We start from the raw sequence: 14,985 nt of genomic DNA on the forward strand, positions 1-14,985 counted from the left end.
CGACTAGGGGGTGACCGACCCGCGGCTGCTCGCCGTCAGCGACCTGCACGTGCGCCACCCCGACAACCGGACGATCGTGGAGGCCCTGCGCCCGACGAGCGACGGCGACTGGCTGATCGTCGCGGGCGACGTCGCGGAGCAGGTGGCCGACGTCGAGTGGGCGCTGGGGCTGCTGCGGGAGCGGTTCGCGCGGGTGCTCTGGGTGCCGGGCAACCACGAGCTGTGGACGCGCAGCAAGGACCCGGTGCCGCTGCGCGGCGAGCAGCGCTACCGCGCCCTGGTACAGGCTTGCCGCGAGCTGGACGTGCTCACCCCCGAGGACCCCTTCCCGGTGTGGGACGGCCCTGGCGGTCCCGCCACCGTGGCGCCCCTGTTCGCGCTGTACGACTACTCGTTCCTGCCGGAGGGGACGACCACCTCCGAGGAGGGCCTGGCCGCCGCGTACGCCGCGGGCGTCGTGTGCACCGACGAGCACCTGCTGCACCCGGATCCCTACCCGGACCGGGCGGCGTGGTCCGCGGCGCGCATCGTGGAGTCGGAGCGCAGGCTCGACGCCTGCGACCCCGACCTGCCCACGGTGCTGGTCAACCACTGGCCGCTCACCCGCCACCCCACCCGCGTGCTGCGCTACCCGGAGTTCGCCCTCTGGTGCGGCTCGACGCGCACGGCGGACTGGCCGGTCCGCTACCGCGCCACCGCCGTCGTCTACGGGCACCTGCACATCCCGCGGGTGACCTGGGAGGACGGCGTGCGGCACGTGGAGGTGTCGCTGGGCTACCCGCGCGAGTGGCAGCCCCGCGACGAGCGCAACGGCACGCGCGTCGTGGACCTCCTCCCGCGCCAGGTGCTGCCCGCCTGACGGTCACGCCCGCCCGCGGCCCCCGTAGCGGCGGCGGAACTTCTCCACCTGGCCGGCGGAGTCGAGGACGCGCTGTGCGCCGGTCCAGAACGGGTGGGAGTACGCCGTGACGTCGACGCGGATCAGGGGATAGCTGTTGCCGTCCTCCCAGGTGACCGTCTCCGCCGAGGTGGCGGTGGACCGGGTGAGGAACGACTCGCCGGTGGAGCGGTCCTGGTAGACGACGGGTCCGTAGGCGGGGTGGATGTTCGATCGCATGTCCAGCTTAACGACAACGATTGTCGTTATGTTCCGCGCTGGCGGTATCTTGTCGGACCGGGGCATTGCTGCCACTGGTGGACGTCCGCGCAGGCCCCGACCATGGCTGCCATGAACGTGCTGTGGGTCTTCGCCCATCCCGAGCCGCGCTCGCTGAGCGGCACGCTGCGCGCCGACGGCGAGCGCGCCCTGCGGGATCTCGGGCACGAGGTGCGCACGACGGATCTCTACGCGATGCGCTGGAACCCGGTCGTGGACCGGTCCGACTTCACCGCCGAAGACGGCGAGCGGCTCGTCGTGGGCGACGCGTCCGAGCGGGCGCACTGCGGCGGGACGCTGAGCCCGGACATCCGCGCCCAGCAGGACGACCTCCGCTGGGCCGACGCGGTCGTGCTGCAGTTCCCGCTGTGGTGGTACGGGATGCCGGCGATCCTCAAGGGCTGGTTCGACCGCGTCTTCGTGAAGGGCTTCGCCTACGGCGTGCGGGACCCCGAGACGCACCGCACCCGCCGCTACGGCGACGGGCTGCTGCGCGGCACGCGCGCGCTCGCGGTGGTGACGGCCGGCGCGCCGGAGCCCAGCATCGGCCCCCGTGGGCTGAACGGCGACATCGAGCTGCTGCTGTTCCCGCTGCTGCACGGCACGCTCTTCTACACGGGGATGGACGCGCTGCCGCCGTTCGTCGTAGCGGGCGCGGACCGCATGAGCGAGGACGGCTGCACGGAGGCGTCCGAACGGCTCAAGGAGCGCCTGCGGGCGCTGCCGGACGCTGAGCCGATCGCGTTCCGCCCGCAGAACGGTGGCGACTACGACGACGATCTCGTCCTTCGCCCCCAGGTCATGCCCGGGGGTTCGGGGCTCGGCGTGCACGTGCGGGCCTGACGCCCCCGGTGCCGCGCCCGGTTCCCCGCGGAGGAGGATCGGCGGCCGTGACACCCGCTTCGCGCCCCGTCCTGCGCCGGGTCCTCTGCGGCCCGGTCCTGCTGCTCGCGTTCCTCGCCGCCTGCAGCGCACCGGACCAGGCCGCGCAGGAGCCGCCCGCCCCGCCCGCGCAGGCCCAGCACGAGGGGCACGGTGGCGGTGAGCACGGCGCCGGTGGGCACGGTGCCCACGGCTCCGGCGGTGCGTCCCTGTGGGCGGTGCAGACCGGCCCGCTCGGCATCGTCCTCACCGACGGCGCAGGCCACCTCATGTACCGCTCCGACGCGGACAGCGCCGAGCCGTCCACCTCGACCTGCACCGGGGCGTGCGCGGAGACCTGGATCCCGATGACCGTCGAGCCGGACCAGGCGCTCGACCTCGCGGGCGTGGACGACGAGCTCGTCGGCCGGGTGCAGCGCCCCGACGGCGCCACCCAGCTCACGCTGGCGGGCTGGCCGCTCTACCGCCACCGCGACGACGACGGCCTGCTGACCACCACCGGCCAGCACGGCGCGGAGGGCAGCTGGTTCGCCGTCACGCCGACGGGGGAGAAGGCCGCACCGGCCTGACCGGGCCGCGGCGCCGGCTCAGCCGTCCTCGCGCAGGAACTCCGACAGCGCGGCGGTGAGCTCTGCGGGCCGGTCCTCCTGGACGAGGTGGCCTGCGCCAGGGATGATCCGCAGCCGCGCTCCCGGGATGCGGGCCGCGAGCTCCCGCCCCCGCTCGACCGGCACCCACGTGTCGTCCTCGCCCCAGCACACCGCGACCGGCACGTCGATCGTGGCGTACCGCTCCTGCATCGAGTCGGTGTAGCTCCGATCGCCCAGGCGGACGGTGAGCTGGCGGTAGAAGGCCTGCTGCCCGCCGTCCGCGATCCAGGGAGCCACGAGCGCGTCGAGGGTGGCGGGATGCAGGCCCGGGCTGCTCGCCGAGCTCACGTACTCGCGCAGCAGGGCGGCGTGCGGGCCGGGCGGGAGGCGGCCGAACACGTCCGCGTGCTCGCCGACCAGCTGAGAGAAGGCACTTCCCCACGGCGGCAGCGAGACGGCGTCGACCAGGGCCAGCTTGAAATACCGAGCACCGCGCAGCAGGTGGGCGCCGAGCGCGACGGCGCCGCCGGAGTCGTGGGCGATCACCGCGGGCTCGGCCAGGCCCCACTCGCCCAGCAGCTCCACGAACACGTCGCGTTCCGCGGCCAGCGAGACGTCCTGCCCCTCGGGCTTCTCCGACGCCCCGTAGCCGGGCATGTCCCAGACGTACACGAGGTGGTGACGGGCGAGGGCACGCGCGAGACCGCGCCACACGTAGGACGAGAACGGCGTGCCGTGCAGCAGGACCACCGCAGGAGCGCCCGGATCACCGAGGCGGTTCCAGCGGACGGTGCCCGCGCTGCTGCGGTAGCTCTCCGGCAACCGCCACTCGTCGGCCATGCGCGCCTCCTCCGTCACGGGCGACGCTAGCTCCGGCCCCCGACATCTCCTGCTCTGCGCGCGCGGTACTCGGTGGGACTCATGCCGAAACGGGCCCGGAAGCGGCGGGCGAAGTAGTTCGGGTCGGCCCACCCGACGCCCGCCCCGACGTCGGCCACCGGGTCGGCGGTGCGCAGCAGCCGGCTCGCGGCGGCCTCGGCGCGCAGCACGGCGAGGTGCGCCATCGGTGGCCGGCCGACGGCCCGGTGGAAGAGCCGGGAGAAGTGCGCGGGACTCACCGCCACCGCGGCGGCGAGCTCCTGCGCTCGCCACGGCCGGGCGAGGTCGGCCGCGAGCAACCGCAGCGCGTCCGCGACGACCGACGGCGTGCCCGCGAGGCGTCCGGCCTCCGCGACCTGCTCCGCGTCGAGCTCGCAGGCGAGGCCGCGCAGCAGGAGCAGGAGGTGGGCGACCTGGTGGGGCCGGGGCGCCTGCGGCGGTGGCTCGGCGATGCGTTGCAGCGCGTCCTGGCAGTAGCGCAACGCGGCGCCGGGGAGCCGGACGGGGACGACGCCGTCGTCGGCTTCCCGGCCGGGATGCACCAGGAGGCGCAGCCGCGGTTCCCCGACCAGCCACAGCAGCTCGTGCTCGAGCAGCCGTGCGCGGAAGCAGCAGTTGACGACAGCGAGCCCCGCGCAGCGCCGGTAGGCGTGCCAGGCCCCGGGACGGATGACGAACGCGTCGCCGCGCCCGATCCCGCGGCGCCCGTAGAGCGTCTCGTGCACGGCGGTACCGGCCTCGACGACGGCCACCTCGACGAAGTCGTGATCGTGCGCCACGAGGCTCCCGGTCAGGATGTGGCGGTTCACGTCGATCTCCGCGTCCGCCTGCGTCGGCAGGCCGGTCCAGCTCATGTGGTCGACGGTCATCGCACCCGCCACCGTAGGGGCGCCGAGCAGGATCGTGCTGGTGCGGGCGTGGATCCGACTGTCGTGGTCCGGCGCGGCCGCGCAGGCTTGGCGACCATGTCCACCGCGAGCGCAGCGACGACGCTGCCGGCCGAATCCATCGACAGCTACCGCCGCAACGGCTACCTGCACGTGGCCGGGGTCCTCGACGCGGCCGAGGTCGCCGAGGCGCACGACGCCGCGATCGCGCTCTCGTCCACCATGGCGTCCCGCCGCTACAAGGGTGAGCCGTTCACCCAGCTGGTGAACTGCTGGCAGCACGACGAGCGGCTCCGCGCGTTGACGCTCGACCCGCGCATCGCAGGGCTGGCCGAGACGCTCGCCGGCGTGCCGCTGCGGCTCTGGCACGACCAGACGCTGATCAAGCAGCCGCAGCGGTCCACCGCCACGGAGTTCCACCTCGACGCCCCGTACTGGCCCCACGCCGGCGGGCGGCACTGGCTGACCGCGTGGGTCGCGCTGGTCGACGTGCCGGTCGAGCGGGGGTGCATGACGTTCCTGCCGGGGTCGCACGTCGACGGCGACTTCGTCAGCGTCGACCTCGAGAACGCGACCGCACTCTTCGACGCCCTGCCGCACCTGCGCTGGTGGCCGCGCGTCACCGTCCCGCTGCGCGCGGGCGACCTCACCTTCCACCACGGGCTGACCGCGCACGCCGCCACGCCGAACCTCACCGACGAGCCCCGCGTGGCGCACGCTGTGATCTACATGGACGCGGACACGCGCTACAGCGGCACGCGGCACGTCGTCGCCGACCCGCTCGGCCTGGAGCCGGAGTCCCCCTTCGCGCACGAGCTCTTCCCCCGCGTCCCCGGCGACAGCCGCCTGACACCGTGACCGTCGACGACGCGCGCGACCAGGACACCACGATCACGCGCCAGCAGTGGAGGTGGTCGGTCCTCGCCGCCATGGCGTCCTACCTGGACGCCGGCTCGATCGTCGCCCTCGGCGCGGGCCTCACCCTCTTCCAGGCCGAGTTCGGGCTGCCGAGCTCCGGGGTCGGGGTCCTCGCCGCCCTCGGCCCGAACGCCATCGGGGCCGCCATCGGCGCCTTCGTCGGAGGCCGGCTCGGCGACAGGTTGGGCCGCAAGCGCATCTACAAGTGGGACCTGCTGGTCTACGCGCTGGGGGTGCTGCTCATCGCGCTGGCCGTCGACCCCGCGATGCTGTTCGTCGGCACGTTCGTGGTGGGCCTGGCCGTCGGCGCCGACGTGCCCACCTCGCTGGCGCTGGTCGGGGAGCTCGCGCCGGCGCGCGGACGGGGCCGGCTCCTCGGGCTCACCCAGGTGGCCTGGAGCCTCGGCCCGGTGGTCGTGCTCGTGCTCGCGCTGGCGTTGAGCTCGCTCGGCCTGCTGGGCATCCGGATCGTGTTCCTGCACCTGTTCGTGGCCGCGTGCGTCACGTGGGCGCTGCGGCGCGGGATGGCCGAGTCGGCCCGCTGGACGGCGGCCGCGGCCGCTGCGGGCTCGGCCGGGACCCGGGTGCGGGAGATGTTCCGCGGCCCCAACCTGCGTGCGCTGGTGTGGACCGGCACCGTCTACACGTTCTGGGGCCTGGCGGCCGGCACCACGGGCATCTTCACGCCCTACGTCGTCGAGACGCTCGGTGCCGGTACCCAGGCCGCGGGCGTCGCGCTGTCCTGCGCCGGGTTCGTCATCGGCATCGTCGTGACGGTCGTGGTGTTCATGCCGCTGAACGACCGCAGCTACGCCACCCGCCGCACGATGTGGGCCGTCGGCTCCGTGCTGCAGATCTCGGCCTTCGCGCTCTACCTGGTCCTGCCGTTCACCGTGCCCGTGGTCATCGCCAACATCGTGCTGTTCGCCGTGGGCGCCGGGCTCGCCGGTGACTCGACCTACCGCGTGTTCAGCCAGGAGCTGTTCCCGACCATGCTGCGCGGCACCGCCCAGGGGTTCACGTTCGGCGTGGCCCGCACCGTGCTGGGCGTGTGGAGCCTGTTCGTGCCGATCCTCGCGTCCGCGGAGATCGGCCCGGTTGCCTTGCTGCTCACCGCGTTCCTGGTGGTCAGCGGCGTCGTCGGCTACGCCTTCATGCCGGACACGGTCGGCAAGTCGCTCGAGCGGATCGCGCAGGAGCGCGCCGCCCGGTGACGTCGTCGAGGTAAGGTCCGCCTTACCTCGACGGCACGTCCGGCCGTCGACGCCGTCCGCGAAGGAGAACGATGACGAGGGTCCTGCACAGCGAGGACGAGCTGCGGGAGTTCGTCAAGGAGCCGCACCCCACCATCGCGGACAAGGCGATCGACCACGTCGACGCCGAGTCGAGGCGGTTCATCGAGGCCAGCCCGTTCTTCCTGCTGGCCACCGCGGCCGAGGACGGCACCTGCGACGTCTCCCCGCGCGGCGACCCGCCCGGCAGCGCGCTGGTCCTCGACGATCGCACGCTCGCCTTCGGCGACCGCAAGGGCAACCGGCGGCTCGACAGCCTGCGCAACATCCTGCGGCAGCCGCACGTCGGCATGCTGTTCCTGGTGCCGGGGATGGGGGAGACGTTGCGCGTGAACGGCACCGCGCGCATCGTCGCCGACGCCCCCTACCTGCCGCGGCTGGCCGTGCAGGGCGTGGCGCCGCAGCTCGCCGTCGAGGTCCTGGTGGAGGAGCTCTACCTGCACTGCGCCAAGGCCTTCGCCCGGTCCGCGCTGTGGAAGCCCGCCACGTGGCCCGGGGCCGGCACGGTGCCGACGGCGGGGCAGATCGCCCGCAGCCAGTCCGGCACGGCGACACCCGCCGCCGCGATCGACGCCGCCCTGCGCGAGGACGAGCGGGTCAACCAGTACTGACCCACGTCCCGGGGCCGGCGCATGTCGTCGCCATATCGAAAAGCCGATACGCGCCGGCAACACCACTCCGTCTTGACTGGGGGCATGGGCTCCTGCGAGGGGACGGCAGCGTGATCAGGGGAGGGTGGCACCACTGGTTCGGCACGTTCACCGGCGTGGCCGTCCTGACGGCGGCCATGCTGCCGGTGGCCGCGCTGGTGGTGTGCGCCCTGGCCGCCGCCCGCCGGAGTGCCACCGGCACCGCGCCTGCGTGGGTGTGGCGCAGCGCGCTGGCCGAGGTCGGCATCGTCTACGGCACGGTGCCGTGGGTGTGGATGACCATGCTGCCGGGCAGCCGGGCCGGGGAGGTCCCCGGCCGGGTGAGCCTGGTGCCGCTGGTGGATCTGCTCGCGATGGACCGGGGCCAGGTCGTCGGCAACCTGCTGGTGTTCGCGGCGCTGGGGTTCTTCGCCCCGCTGCGGTTCGCGGCGCTGGCATCGGTGGGACGGGTCCTGGCGCTCGCCGTTGGCTGCTCGGCCCTGGTCGAGACCGCGCAGTACGTCCTGCAGCTGGACCGGGTGTCCTCCGTGGACGACGTCCTGCTCAACGCGGCAGGCGCCGGACTGGCCGCGCTGGCGTCGCGCCGGTGGTGGCGGACGGCGGCCGTCACCGGATCCTCTGCCGCGATGTCGCCGGAGTGGCCGACTCCGATCCGACGGAACCGATGAGTCCGGGGCGCTCGCCGAGTCGGACGGTCATGCCCGCCACGGAAACCGCGCGCCGCATGTTCGAGCTCCTCGAGCCGATCTGCCTGGTCACCTACTTCGCCGACGAGCCCGACGAGGAGCTGGCCGCGCTCGGCCACCGCACCTACTGGGACGGCTACTTCGCCAGCCGCGCCGCGCCACTGGGACGGGTGCCGGCAGAGGTCGTGCACGCGGCCTTCTACAGCTTCGCCGAGGGGGGAGGCCGCGCGGCACATCCCGAGCGCGCGGGAGACGGTCCCGCCGGAGGCCTCCTTCGCCGCGTGGCGCCGGGGCAGCGCGGCCTCCGTACGGCGGATCCTCGGCGAGGAGCTGGCTGATTCGCCCGGCCTGGCGCGCGCCGCCGACCTGACCACCAAGGCCGCGACGAGCGCGCCCACGCAAGGCCGGGTGCTGTACGCCGGCTGGCGAACCCTTCCGGTGCCCAGCGACCCCGTCACCCGGCTGTGGCACTCCGCGACCATGCTGCGCGAGCACCGCGGCGACGGGCACGTCGCCGCGCTCCTCGGAGCGAGGATCGGTGGTGCGGAGGCCCACGTGCTGTCCGCGCTGGACATGGGCATCCACCCGCCGGAGTCGTTCGGGCGCATCCACCACCTGCCGAAGCAGCGGCTGGCCGAGGTCATGGACGGTCTGCGCGAGCGCGGGCTCGTCGACGCCGACGGCTGGTTCACCGACGCCGGCCGCGAGACCAAGCAACGCATCGAAGCCCTCACCGACGAGCTCGCCGCTCCGCCCTACGACACCCTCTCCGCCGACGAGCTCGCCGAGCTGGTGGCCGAGCTCGAACCCATCACCGCGAGGCTGGTGGCGGCGGGATCTCGGTGACGAAGGATCAGGCGATACCGGGCGCCTGGGAAGGCGGTGGGCTCATTCCTCCAGGGTCGGACGGAGTACCCGGCGCACGACGCCCCGCAGCCACTGGTGGGCCCCGTCGGCGGTATGGCGCGGGTGCCAGGCCATGCCGATCGTCAGTGGTGGCAGTGGCAGCGGGATTTCCCGCAGGCGCAGTCCCAGTGCGCGCGCCGCGTCGCTGAGTGGTGACGGGGGCTCGTCCGGCAGCGCGGTCGGCACCAGGCAGACCACGTCGCCGACTGCGGCCAGCGCCATCGCCGCCAGATGCCCCGGCAGGACGGCGCTGACCCGCCGCCTGAGCCCTTGCTCGGCCAAGGCCACGTCCAGCGGGCCGGCGAAGCGTCCCCGGCGGCTGACCGCCACGTGCTCGGCCGCCGCCAGCCTGGCGGGCGTCAGGCTTCCTTCAGCGAGCGGATGCTCGGGCCTGACGCCGGCCGCCATCCGGAGCGTGACCAGCTCTTCGACCCGGGTCTCCGGGTCGACGTGGTCGATGGCCCCGATCTCCAGATCGATCCGGCCCTCGCGCAGCGCGGGGCCGGCCTCCCACTCCTCGGCCAGCACCCGCAGGGAGACGCCCGGCGCCCCGCGCCCGGCCAGCTCGAGCAAGCCGGGCGCCAGCGCCGCCCCGACCAGATCCGAGGCCTGGACGGTGAAGGTGCGGCGCAGGGCGGCCGGGTCGATCCCGCCGCTCGGTGTGAGCAATGCCTCCAACCGGCGCACCACCGCGGCGGCCTCGTCCCGCAGCGCCTCGGCCCGGGGTGTGGGCACCATCGCCTGTCCTGCCCGCACCAGCAGCGGATCCTGGAGCACCCGGCGCAGCCGGGCCAGGGTGCGGCTCATCGCTGCGGGGGAAGTGTGCAGCCGCGCGGCGGCACGGGTGACGCTCTGCTCGGTCAGCAGGGCGTCCAGGGCGAGGGCGAGGTTGGCGTCGAGATTCGGGGCTGGGCTGTTCACCTGCATTGTTCCGATCCGGGCAATGATTGGATGCTCAAGTTCCCATTGTGGCAATGCGGTTCGGGTCTGCACGCTCAGGGGGCCGTACCGATCCGACACAGACCCAGAGGTTTTCATGATCGTCATTACCGCACCCACCGGGAACATCGGCCGGCGGCTGCTGTCACTGCTGGTCGAGGCCGCGCCCGCACGTGGAGAGGAGTTGCGCGTCGTGGTCCGCGATCCTGCCCGGCTCCCCGAGGCCGCACGCGGACGGGTCGAGGTGGTCGTCGGCTCGCACGGCGACGCCGCGACCGTCGAGCGCGCCTTCACCGGGGCCGACGCCGTCTTCTGGCTCGTGCCGCCGGACGCCTCGACCACTCCGGACGAGGCGTACAGCGGCTTCACCCACCCGGCCGCGCGGTCGTTCGCCGCCCACGGCGTCGGCCATGTCGTCGGAGTCTCGGCGCTCGGCCGCGGCACCCCGCAGGCCGCCCGGGCCGGGCTGGTCACCGCCTCCCTGACCATGGACGACCTGATCGCCGATTCCGGCGTCGCCTACCGCGCCCTCGCCAACCCGTCCTTCTTCGAGAACCTGCTGGAGGAGGTCGACTCGATCCGCGACGACGGCGTCTTCACCGACACCGTCGCCGCTGACCGTCCAGCCCCGCTGGTGGCCGTCGCCGACATCGCCGCGACGGCGGCCGGGCTGCTGCTGGACCGCTCTTGGACCGGCAGCGGCAGTGTTCCGGTGCTCGGCCCGCAGGACCTGTCGCCCAACGACCTGGCCCGCATCATGACCGAGGAGCTGGGCCGTCCGGTCCGCTACCAACGCCAGCCACTCGACGAGCTGCGATCCACCATGCTCGGCTACGGCCTCAATGAAGCGTTCGTCGAGGGCATGGTCGACATGAAGCGCGCCAAGGACCAGGGCCTCGACTCGGGTGTCGACCGCTCGTCGCAGACGGGCCCGGCCACCGGCTTCGCCCAGTGGTGCGCGCAGACCCTCAGGCCCGCCGTCCTCGCCACGCCGGAGGCAGCTGATGTCCACTGACCGAAGCGAGCCCCCGGTCACCGCCTTCATGCTGGTCAAGATCACGCCCGAGTGGCTGGCGATCGCCACCTGATGCCCGCGCGAGGAGCTCGGGTGCGGGGTGAAGCATGGTCATCGGTCGGGTGCGCGGGCGGCCAGATCCGGCCGTTCGTGCACCCGACCGGTGATCACCGCAGCTACGGCCCGCTGTGTCCGGGCTCGTCTGCGCTCCGTGCAGCGGCTACTCGGGCCGAGGGGCAAAGATGCGAAACGTGTTGCCCTCCGGATCGTGAAACACCACCCACCTGACGCCGTCCTGTTCGTTGTCGCTGATTCGTTCCGCCCCCAGCGCCTCGACGCGGTCCGCCTGCTCCGACCAGTCGGCCTCACCGCCGAGATCGAGCATCAGGCGGTTCTGCCCGGTCGGAAGTTCGCCCTGGGGCTGGTGAAACATCCAGGTCGGACCATCCCCCTCGAAGGCGATCGTTGCGAAGGCTTGCGTCGCGCCGTCATCCAAGGGGCGCACGAGCACCCTCGGGGCGTGAACTCGGCCTCACGCCCGATCGACCTCGACCGCCGGCTGCGCGTCATCCGCACCGTGATCGAGGCCGCGGGGCGCACCCCGTTCGAGCCCTACCCGAAGTCGACCGGCGGGCCCCGCACCGTGCCCATGCCCGCGTAGCTCGTCGCGATCCTGCGCGAGCACCTGGATCGCTACCCGTTCGAGGAAGCAGATCTGATCTTCGCAAACGAGGTCGGGGAAGCTCCGCGGCGCGCTGTCCCGGTCGTCCCGGGTCGGCGGCCCTCGCCCGCACCCCCGGGTGTGCTCGGCTCGATCGCTGACGATGCGGACGGGTATCTCGCGGAGTGAACCGACCGGGCAGGGGAGCGGCACCGTTCTCGCGCATCCTGCGTGCGCTCGACGACGATGACCCCGACGGCACGCTCGTGCCCGCCTGATGCCGATCTGCTGCCTCGCAGGGGCTCACCAACGACGAACGGCCTGGCGGAAGCTCCTCGCGGAGCTTCTGACCAGGCCGTTCACGGTGGTGGGCGATACTGGGATTGAACCAGTGACCTCTTCCGTGTCAAGGAAGCGCTCTCCCACTGAGCTAATCGCCCGAGGCGGAGGCGGGAATCGAACCCGCGTACAGGGCTTTGCAGGCCCTTGCCTAAGCCACTCGGCCACTCCGCCGAAGTCCTCGGAGCGTTCCGTGGAGTTCGATCCGTGGAGGTCCGACGGGACTCGAGGTTCCTCCGAGCGGACGACGGGACTCGAACCCGCGACCCTCACCTTGGCAAGGTGATGCGCTACCAGCTGCGCTACGTCCGCATGTGCAGCGTTTCCGCTGCGTTGATGTGGAGAACTCTAGCGTAGGTCCTGAGGGGGGTTCGCACCACCCCCCAGTTCCTCTCGCTAGGGCATCTGACCTGGGGTTTCAGTCACGAGCCGGGTCGTTCAGGAGATCCGACAGCGCCACGTCGAAGTCGAGCCAGGAGTACTCGCTCTCCGCCGGCACGGCCATGTAGGTGCGGTGCAGGAAGTCTCCGAGCGTCTGCGCGCACGTCGTGAAGACGGCGTGCCCGGACGGGGAGGAGAGTTCGAGCTGCACCCGGCCCGGGTTGCCCGGCACGGGCTGCACCCGCACGTCGCCCGTGCCCGACGGGCCGATGAGGCCGTCGTGCAGGAGGTCCCGGGCGAACACCCACTCGACCGCTGTGGTGGAACCGGTCCGGAACGACGCCTGGACGGCGTAGGGATCGCGACTGTTGTACGCCAACTCGACGTTGACGGGCACCACAGGGGCGTCCGGAGCGATCAGTTCGAACACTGCCGGTGAGCAGATGACCGTGTGCTCGTCGCGCATCGTGCGTCCTCTTTCTGGGTCCCGCGTCGTCCGTCATGCGGGAAAACGACCGTCTGCGGAAGATGTGACGGGTCGAAGGGCGATGTCCCCTCGACGCGCGGTCGAGTCACTCTGACGGCGCAGCGTTGACCTGCGATCGTCGCCGCCGGTGCGACGTGCAGCACGTTGCGGGGTCTAGATTGAACCGGCTCCAGCGATACAGCGAAGACGAGTACGTGAGGACCGAACTGGTGGCCGACGTCGCCGACTCCCCCGGCACGCCCGAGCGGCGTACCGGAGCGGCCGCACGACCGCGTGATCCTCATGAGGAGCAGCTCGTGCGGGCGGTCGCCGAGGGGGACCAGGACGCGCTCGGCGCCCTGTACGACCGCTACGGCCGCCCCGCCTTCTCACTGGCCCGGCGGATCTGCGCGGACGACGGGATCGCGGAGGACGTCGTCCAGGAGGTGTTCCTCGTGTTCTGGCGCAACCCCACGCGCTTCGACCCCGCCCGCGGCTCGTTCGGCACCTGGCTGCTGACGCTCGTGCACCACAAGTCCGTCGACGCCGTCCGCAAGGAGAGCACGATCCGCCGGCGCACCGTGCCTGCCGCCGAGGACGGCGAGGAGTGGTCCGCCCCGCCGGGCCCGGGCGCGGACCAGGCAGCGCTCGGCGCGGTCGTCGCAGGCCACGTCCGTGACGCTCTCGGTGGCCTCCCGGCCGAACAGCGACAGGCGATCGCGCTGGCCTACTACGCCGGCTACACGCAGCGCGAGGTGGCCGCCCTGACCGGGGTGCCGCTGGGCACGGTCAAGTCGCGGATGTTCACGGGGCTGCAGCGCCTGCGCAACGTCCTCGGCCCGCGCCTCGGCGAGGTCGTGGCCGACGTGACGGGTGGTTCCCGATGAGCAGGCACGGCGAACAGGACTGCCCGCGCGAGGAGGAGGCCGTGGCCTGGGCGCTGCACGCGCTCGAGCCCGACGAGGAGCTGCAGTTCGTGGCGCACCTGCCCGGCTGCCCGTCCTGCCAGGCCGCCGTCCGCGACGCCGAGGAGGTGCTCACGGGGATGGGTGCGTCCGTGGAGCAGGTCGAACCGCCACCGATGCTGCGCAGCAACCTGCTCGCGCGCGCGGCCGAGACGCCCCAGGAGCGGCCCACCCCGCCGCCGGACCCCGACGACACCCCGCCCGCCCCTGCAGCCGCCCCGCAGCGCACCGATCCCCGGCCCGCGCCCACCCGGTGGCTCTCACGTCGCGGCCGGCAGCTGACGGCCGCGGCGCTCGCCCTCGTCGCGGTGGTCGCGATCGGCGGCCTCGCCATCCGCAACGGGCAGTTGCAGCAGCAGCGTGACGCCGAGGCGGCGCGGGCGCAGGGCGTCACCGAACTGTTGGGCGAGCTCGCGCGCCCCGGCACCCGGCACGCACTGCTGAGCACCGACGACGGCGCCACCGTGGCGGCCGTGCTGGTCGAGGACGGGCAGCGGCAGATCTACACGGTCGGCATGCCGCCGAACGAGGCCGACAGCACCACCTACGTGCTCTGGGGCGTGCCCGCCGGTGCGGCCCCGCAGGCACTGGGCACCTTCGACGTCGCCGGAACCGACATCGGTACCCGCACAGTAGGATCCGGAGGCGAGGCGGACAGGTTCACGGCCTACGCGATCTCGCTCGAGCCGGGTCGTGCGGCGCCCGCCTCACCGTCGGCGGTGATGGCGCAGGGGCAGGTGGCGATCTGACGCCACAGTTCACCTGCACGTCACCGCATGCCGCCCGGTGCCGCTGCCCGGGTCGGTACCCTGCAACACAGAGGGGAACTCTCGTCGACGGCGCAGCCGTGGCTGCGTGGTCAAGACCGATGGGCGGGGATTGAGTACCACCGAGGGCGAGGAGCGGAAGGTCGGCGGCGTCAGGCGGGCCGCCGACCGGGTCGTGCACGGCTACGGCGGCTTCCGCTCCACCGTCGCCCGCAACCGCGTGCTCAACCTGACCTTCCGCGTGGCGGTCGGCGTGATCGGGTTCGCCGTCGTCATCCTCGGCGTCATCGCGCTCCCCGCTCCCGGCCCCGGCTGGGCGATCATCTTCCTCGGGCTGGGCATCCTCGCCACCGAGTTCGAGGGGGCGCGGAAGGTCCTCCACTGGGTCCGCACCAAGTACCAGGCGTGGGTCCATTGGCTGGCACGCCAACGACCCGTCGTCCGGGTGCTGGTCTCGGCCGGCATCCTGCTGGTCGTCGCGGTCTGCGCGTGGTTCGTCGGGGCGTTCGCGCTCTTCGGGTCGTGGCTGCACCTCGACTGGCAGTGGTTGGGCTCGCCGGTCTCGAACTACTTCCGCCTCTGACGGACCGGCGCGTCAGGATCGAC

The 14,985-nt window shown here is 72.9% G+C and carries 19 protein-coding genes, 3 tRNA genes and 1 pseudogene; 14 read left to right on the plus strand and 9 right to left on the minus strand.

Annotation, left to right across the window (positions count from 1 at the left end; translation table 11 throughout):
- The first annotated feature begins 10 nt into the window (after positions 1 to 10).
- Positions 11 to 859, plus strand: a complete 849-nt coding sequence (locus CFP66_RS23050; RefSeq protein ID WP_094927217.1) for a metallophosphoesterase — start codon at positions 11 to 13, stop codon at positions 857 to 859.
- Positions 860 to 862: 3 nt separating this feature from the next.
- On the opposite strand, the gene CFP66_RS23055 is transcribed toward CFP66_RS23050, so the two are convergent.
- Positions 863 to 1,117 carry a type B 50S ribosomal protein L31 gene (locus tag CFP66_RS23055; protein WP_094927218.1) on the minus strand — a complete coding sequence of 85 codons (255 nt, stop codon included), beginning with the start codon at positions 1,115 to 1,117 and terminating at the stop codon, positions 863 to 865.
- Positions 1,118 to 1,228: 111 nt separating this feature from the next.
- Here CFP66_RS23055 and CFP66_RS23060 point away from each other — a divergent pair, with 111 nt between their 5' ends.
- Positions 1,229 to 1,999 (plus strand): NAD(P)H-dependent oxidoreductase, encoded by a 771-nt coding sequence (locus CFP66_RS23060; RefSeq protein WP_094927219.1) that lies wholly within the window; start codon positions 1,229 to 1,231, stop codon positions 1,997 to 1,999.
- A gap of 47 nt (positions 2,000 to 2,046) precedes the next feature.
- A complete protein-coding gene (locus CFP66_RS23065; protein ID WP_094927220.1) occupies positions 2,047 to 2,607 on the plus strand; it encodes a hypothetical protein in 561 nt (186 codons plus the stop codon).
- 18 nt (positions 2,608 to 2,625) lie between these two features.
- Here CFP66_RS23065 and CFP66_RS23070 read toward each other — a convergent pair whose 3' ends face one another.
- Both CFP66_RS23070 and CFP66_RS23075 read right to left on the minus strand, forming a co-directional pair.
- The gene (locus CFP66_RS23070; RefSeq protein WP_094927360.1) at positions 2,626 to 3,468 is read right to left on the minus strand and encodes an alpha/beta fold hydrolase; all 843 of its coding nucleotides are present in this window, start codon (positions 3,466 to 3,468) and stop codon (positions 2,626 to 2,628) included.
- Positions 3,469 to 3,494: 26 nt separating this feature from the next.
- Positions 3,495 to 4,376, minus strand: coding sequence for an AraC family transcriptional regulator (locus tag CFP66_RS23075; RefSeq protein ID WP_094927221.1), 882 nt, complete (start codon positions 4,374 to 4,376; stop codon positions 3,495 to 3,497).
- A 96-nt stretch (positions 4,377 to 4,472) separates the two neighbouring features.
- On the opposite strand from CFP66_RS23075, the gene CFP66_RS23080 reads away from it, so the two are divergent.
- The 5 genes and pseudogenes from CFP66_RS23080 to CFP66_RS23100 all read left to right on the plus strand — a co-directional run bounded on the left by CFP66_RS23080 (position 4,473) and on the right by CFP66_RS23100 (position 8,786).
- The gene (locus CFP66_RS23080; protein ID WP_094927361.1) at positions 4,473 to 5,252 is read left to right on the plus strand and encodes a phytanoyl-CoA dioxygenase family protein; all 780 of its coding nucleotides are present in this window, start codon (positions 4,473 to 4,475) and stop codon (positions 5,250 to 5,252) included.
- The gene (locus CFP66_RS23085; RefSeq protein ID WP_369805138.1) at positions 5,249 to 6,526 is read left to right on the plus strand and encodes an MFS transporter; all 1,278 of its coding nucleotides are present in this window, start codon (positions 5,249 to 5,251) and stop codon (positions 6,524 to 6,526) included. The genes CFP66_RS23080 and CFP66_RS23085 overlap by 4 nt, the downstream gene beginning before the upstream one ends.
- A 71-nt stretch (positions 6,527 to 6,597) precedes the next feature.
- Positions 6,598 to 7,215 (plus strand): MSMEG_1061 family FMN-dependent PPOX-type flavoprotein, encoded by a 618-nt coding sequence (locus CFP66_RS23090; RefSeq protein ID WP_094927222.1) that lies wholly within the window; start codon positions 6,598 to 6,600, stop codon positions 7,213 to 7,215.
- A gap of 110 nt (positions 7,216 to 7,325) precedes the next feature.
- Entirely contained in the window at positions 7,326 to 7,922 is a 597-nt protein-coding gene (locus CFP66_RS23095; protein ID WP_233159638.1) for a VanZ family protein, read from the plus strand.
- 56 nt (positions 7,923 to 7,978) lie between these two features.
- Positions 7,979 to 8,786 (plus strand): annotated as a pseudogene (locus CFP66_RS23100) (MarR family transcriptional regulator).
- A 42-nt stretch (positions 8,787 to 8,828) separates the two neighbouring features.
- On the opposite strand, the gene CFP66_RS23105 reads toward CFP66_RS23100, so the two are convergent.
- Positions 8,829 to 9,767: a LysR family transcriptional regulator gene (locus CFP66_RS23105; RefSeq protein ID WP_233159639.1), complete on the minus strand. Its 939-nt coding sequence runs from the start codon at positions 9,765 to 9,767 to the stop codon at positions 8,829 to 8,831.
- Positions 9,768 to 9,882: 115 nt separating this feature from the next.
- Here CFP66_RS23105 and CFP66_RS23110 point away from each other — a divergent pair, with 115 nt between their 5' ends.
- Together CFP66_RS23110 and CFP66_RS50365 are read left to right on the plus strand one after the other, a co-directional pair.
- Positions 9,883 to 10,800 carry an NAD(P)H-binding protein gene (locus CFP66_RS23110; protein ID WP_094927224.1) on the plus strand — a complete coding sequence of 306 codons (918 nt, stop codon included), beginning with the start codon at positions 9,883 to 9,885 and terminating at the stop codon, positions 10,798 to 10,800.
- A 28-nt stretch (positions 10,801 to 10,828) separates the two neighbouring features.
- Positions 10,829 to 10,873, plus strand: a complete 45-nt coding sequence (locus CFP66_RS50365) for a hypothetical protein (protein WP_369805144.1) — start codon at positions 10,829 to 10,831, stop codon at positions 10,871 to 10,873.
- 147 nt (positions 10,874 to 11,020) lie between these two features.
- Here CFP66_RS50365 and CFP66_RS23115 read toward each other — a convergent pair whose 3' ends face one another.
- Positions 11,021 to 11,311 (minus strand): VOC family protein, encoded by a 291-nt coding sequence (locus tag CFP66_RS23115; protein ID WP_094927225.1) that lies wholly within the window; start codon positions 11,309 to 11,311, stop codon positions 11,021 to 11,023.
- A 9-nt stretch (positions 11,312 to 11,320) separates the two neighbouring features.
- Here CFP66_RS23115 and CFP66_RS47985 point away from each other — a divergent pair, with 9 nt between their 5' ends.
- Positions 11,321 to 11,461: a hypothetical protein gene (locus CFP66_RS47985; RefSeq protein ID WP_158228178.1), complete on the plus strand. Its 141-nt coding sequence runs from the start codon at positions 11,321 to 11,323 to the stop codon at positions 11,459 to 11,461.
- Positions 11,462 to 11,826: 365 nt separating this feature from the next.
- On the opposite strand, the gene CFP66_RS23120 is transcribed toward CFP66_RS47985, so the two are convergent.
- The 4 genes from CFP66_RS23120 to CFP66_RS23135 all read right to left on the minus strand — a co-directional run bounded on the left by CFP66_RS23120 (position 11,827) and on the right by CFP66_RS23135 (position 12,647).
- Positions 11,827 to 11,901, minus strand: a tRNA-Val gene (locus CFP66_RS23120).
- Between the two features lies 1 nt (position 11,902).
- Positions 11,903 to 11,974, minus strand: a tRNA-Cys gene (locus tag CFP66_RS23125).
- A 65-nt stretch (positions 11,975 to 12,039) separates the two neighbouring features.
- Positions 12,040 to 12,112: transfer RNA gene (locus CFP66_RS23130), tRNA-Gly, on the minus strand.
- A gap of 106 nt (positions 12,113 to 12,218) precedes the next feature.
- The gene (locus CFP66_RS23135; RefSeq protein WP_094927226.1) at positions 12,219 to 12,647 is read right to left on the minus strand and encodes an SsgA family sporulation/cell division regulator; all 429 of its coding nucleotides are present in this window, start codon (positions 12,645 to 12,647) and stop codon (positions 12,219 to 12,221) included.
- Between the two features lie 215 nt (positions 12,648 to 12,862).
- Between CFP66_RS23135 and CFP66_RS23140 the strand changes: the two genes are divergently transcribed.
- The 3 genes from CFP66_RS23140 to CFP66_RS23150 all read left to right on the plus strand — a co-directional run bounded on the left by CFP66_RS23140 (position 12,863) and on the right by CFP66_RS23150 (position 14,962).
- On the plus strand, positions 12,863 to 13,534 hold the full coding sequence (locus CFP66_RS23140; protein ID WP_233159640.1) for an RNA polymerase sigma factor: 672 nt from the start codon (positions 12,863 to 12,865) through the stop codon (positions 13,532 to 13,534).
- Positions 13,531 to 14,361: an anti-sigma factor gene (locus CFP66_RS23145; protein WP_094927228.1), complete on the plus strand. Its 831-nt coding sequence runs from the start codon at positions 13,531 to 13,533 to the stop codon at positions 14,359 to 14,361. Before CFP66_RS23140 ends, CFP66_RS23145 begins: the two co-directional genes overlap by 4 nt.
- Positions 14,362 to 14,491: 130 nt before the next feature.
- Positions 14,492 to 14,962: a TIGR02611 family protein gene (locus CFP66_RS23150; protein ID WP_094927229.1), complete on the plus strand. Its 471-nt coding sequence runs from the start codon at positions 14,492 to 14,494 to the stop codon at positions 14,960 to 14,962.
- Positions 14,963 to 14,985 lie beyond the last annotated feature (23 nt).

Origin of the sequence: Pseudonocardia sp. MH-G8, assembly GCF_002262885.1 — a bacterium.
Lineage (GTDB): Bacteria > Actinomycetota > Actinomycetes > Mycobacteriales > Pseudonocardiaceae > Pseudonocardia.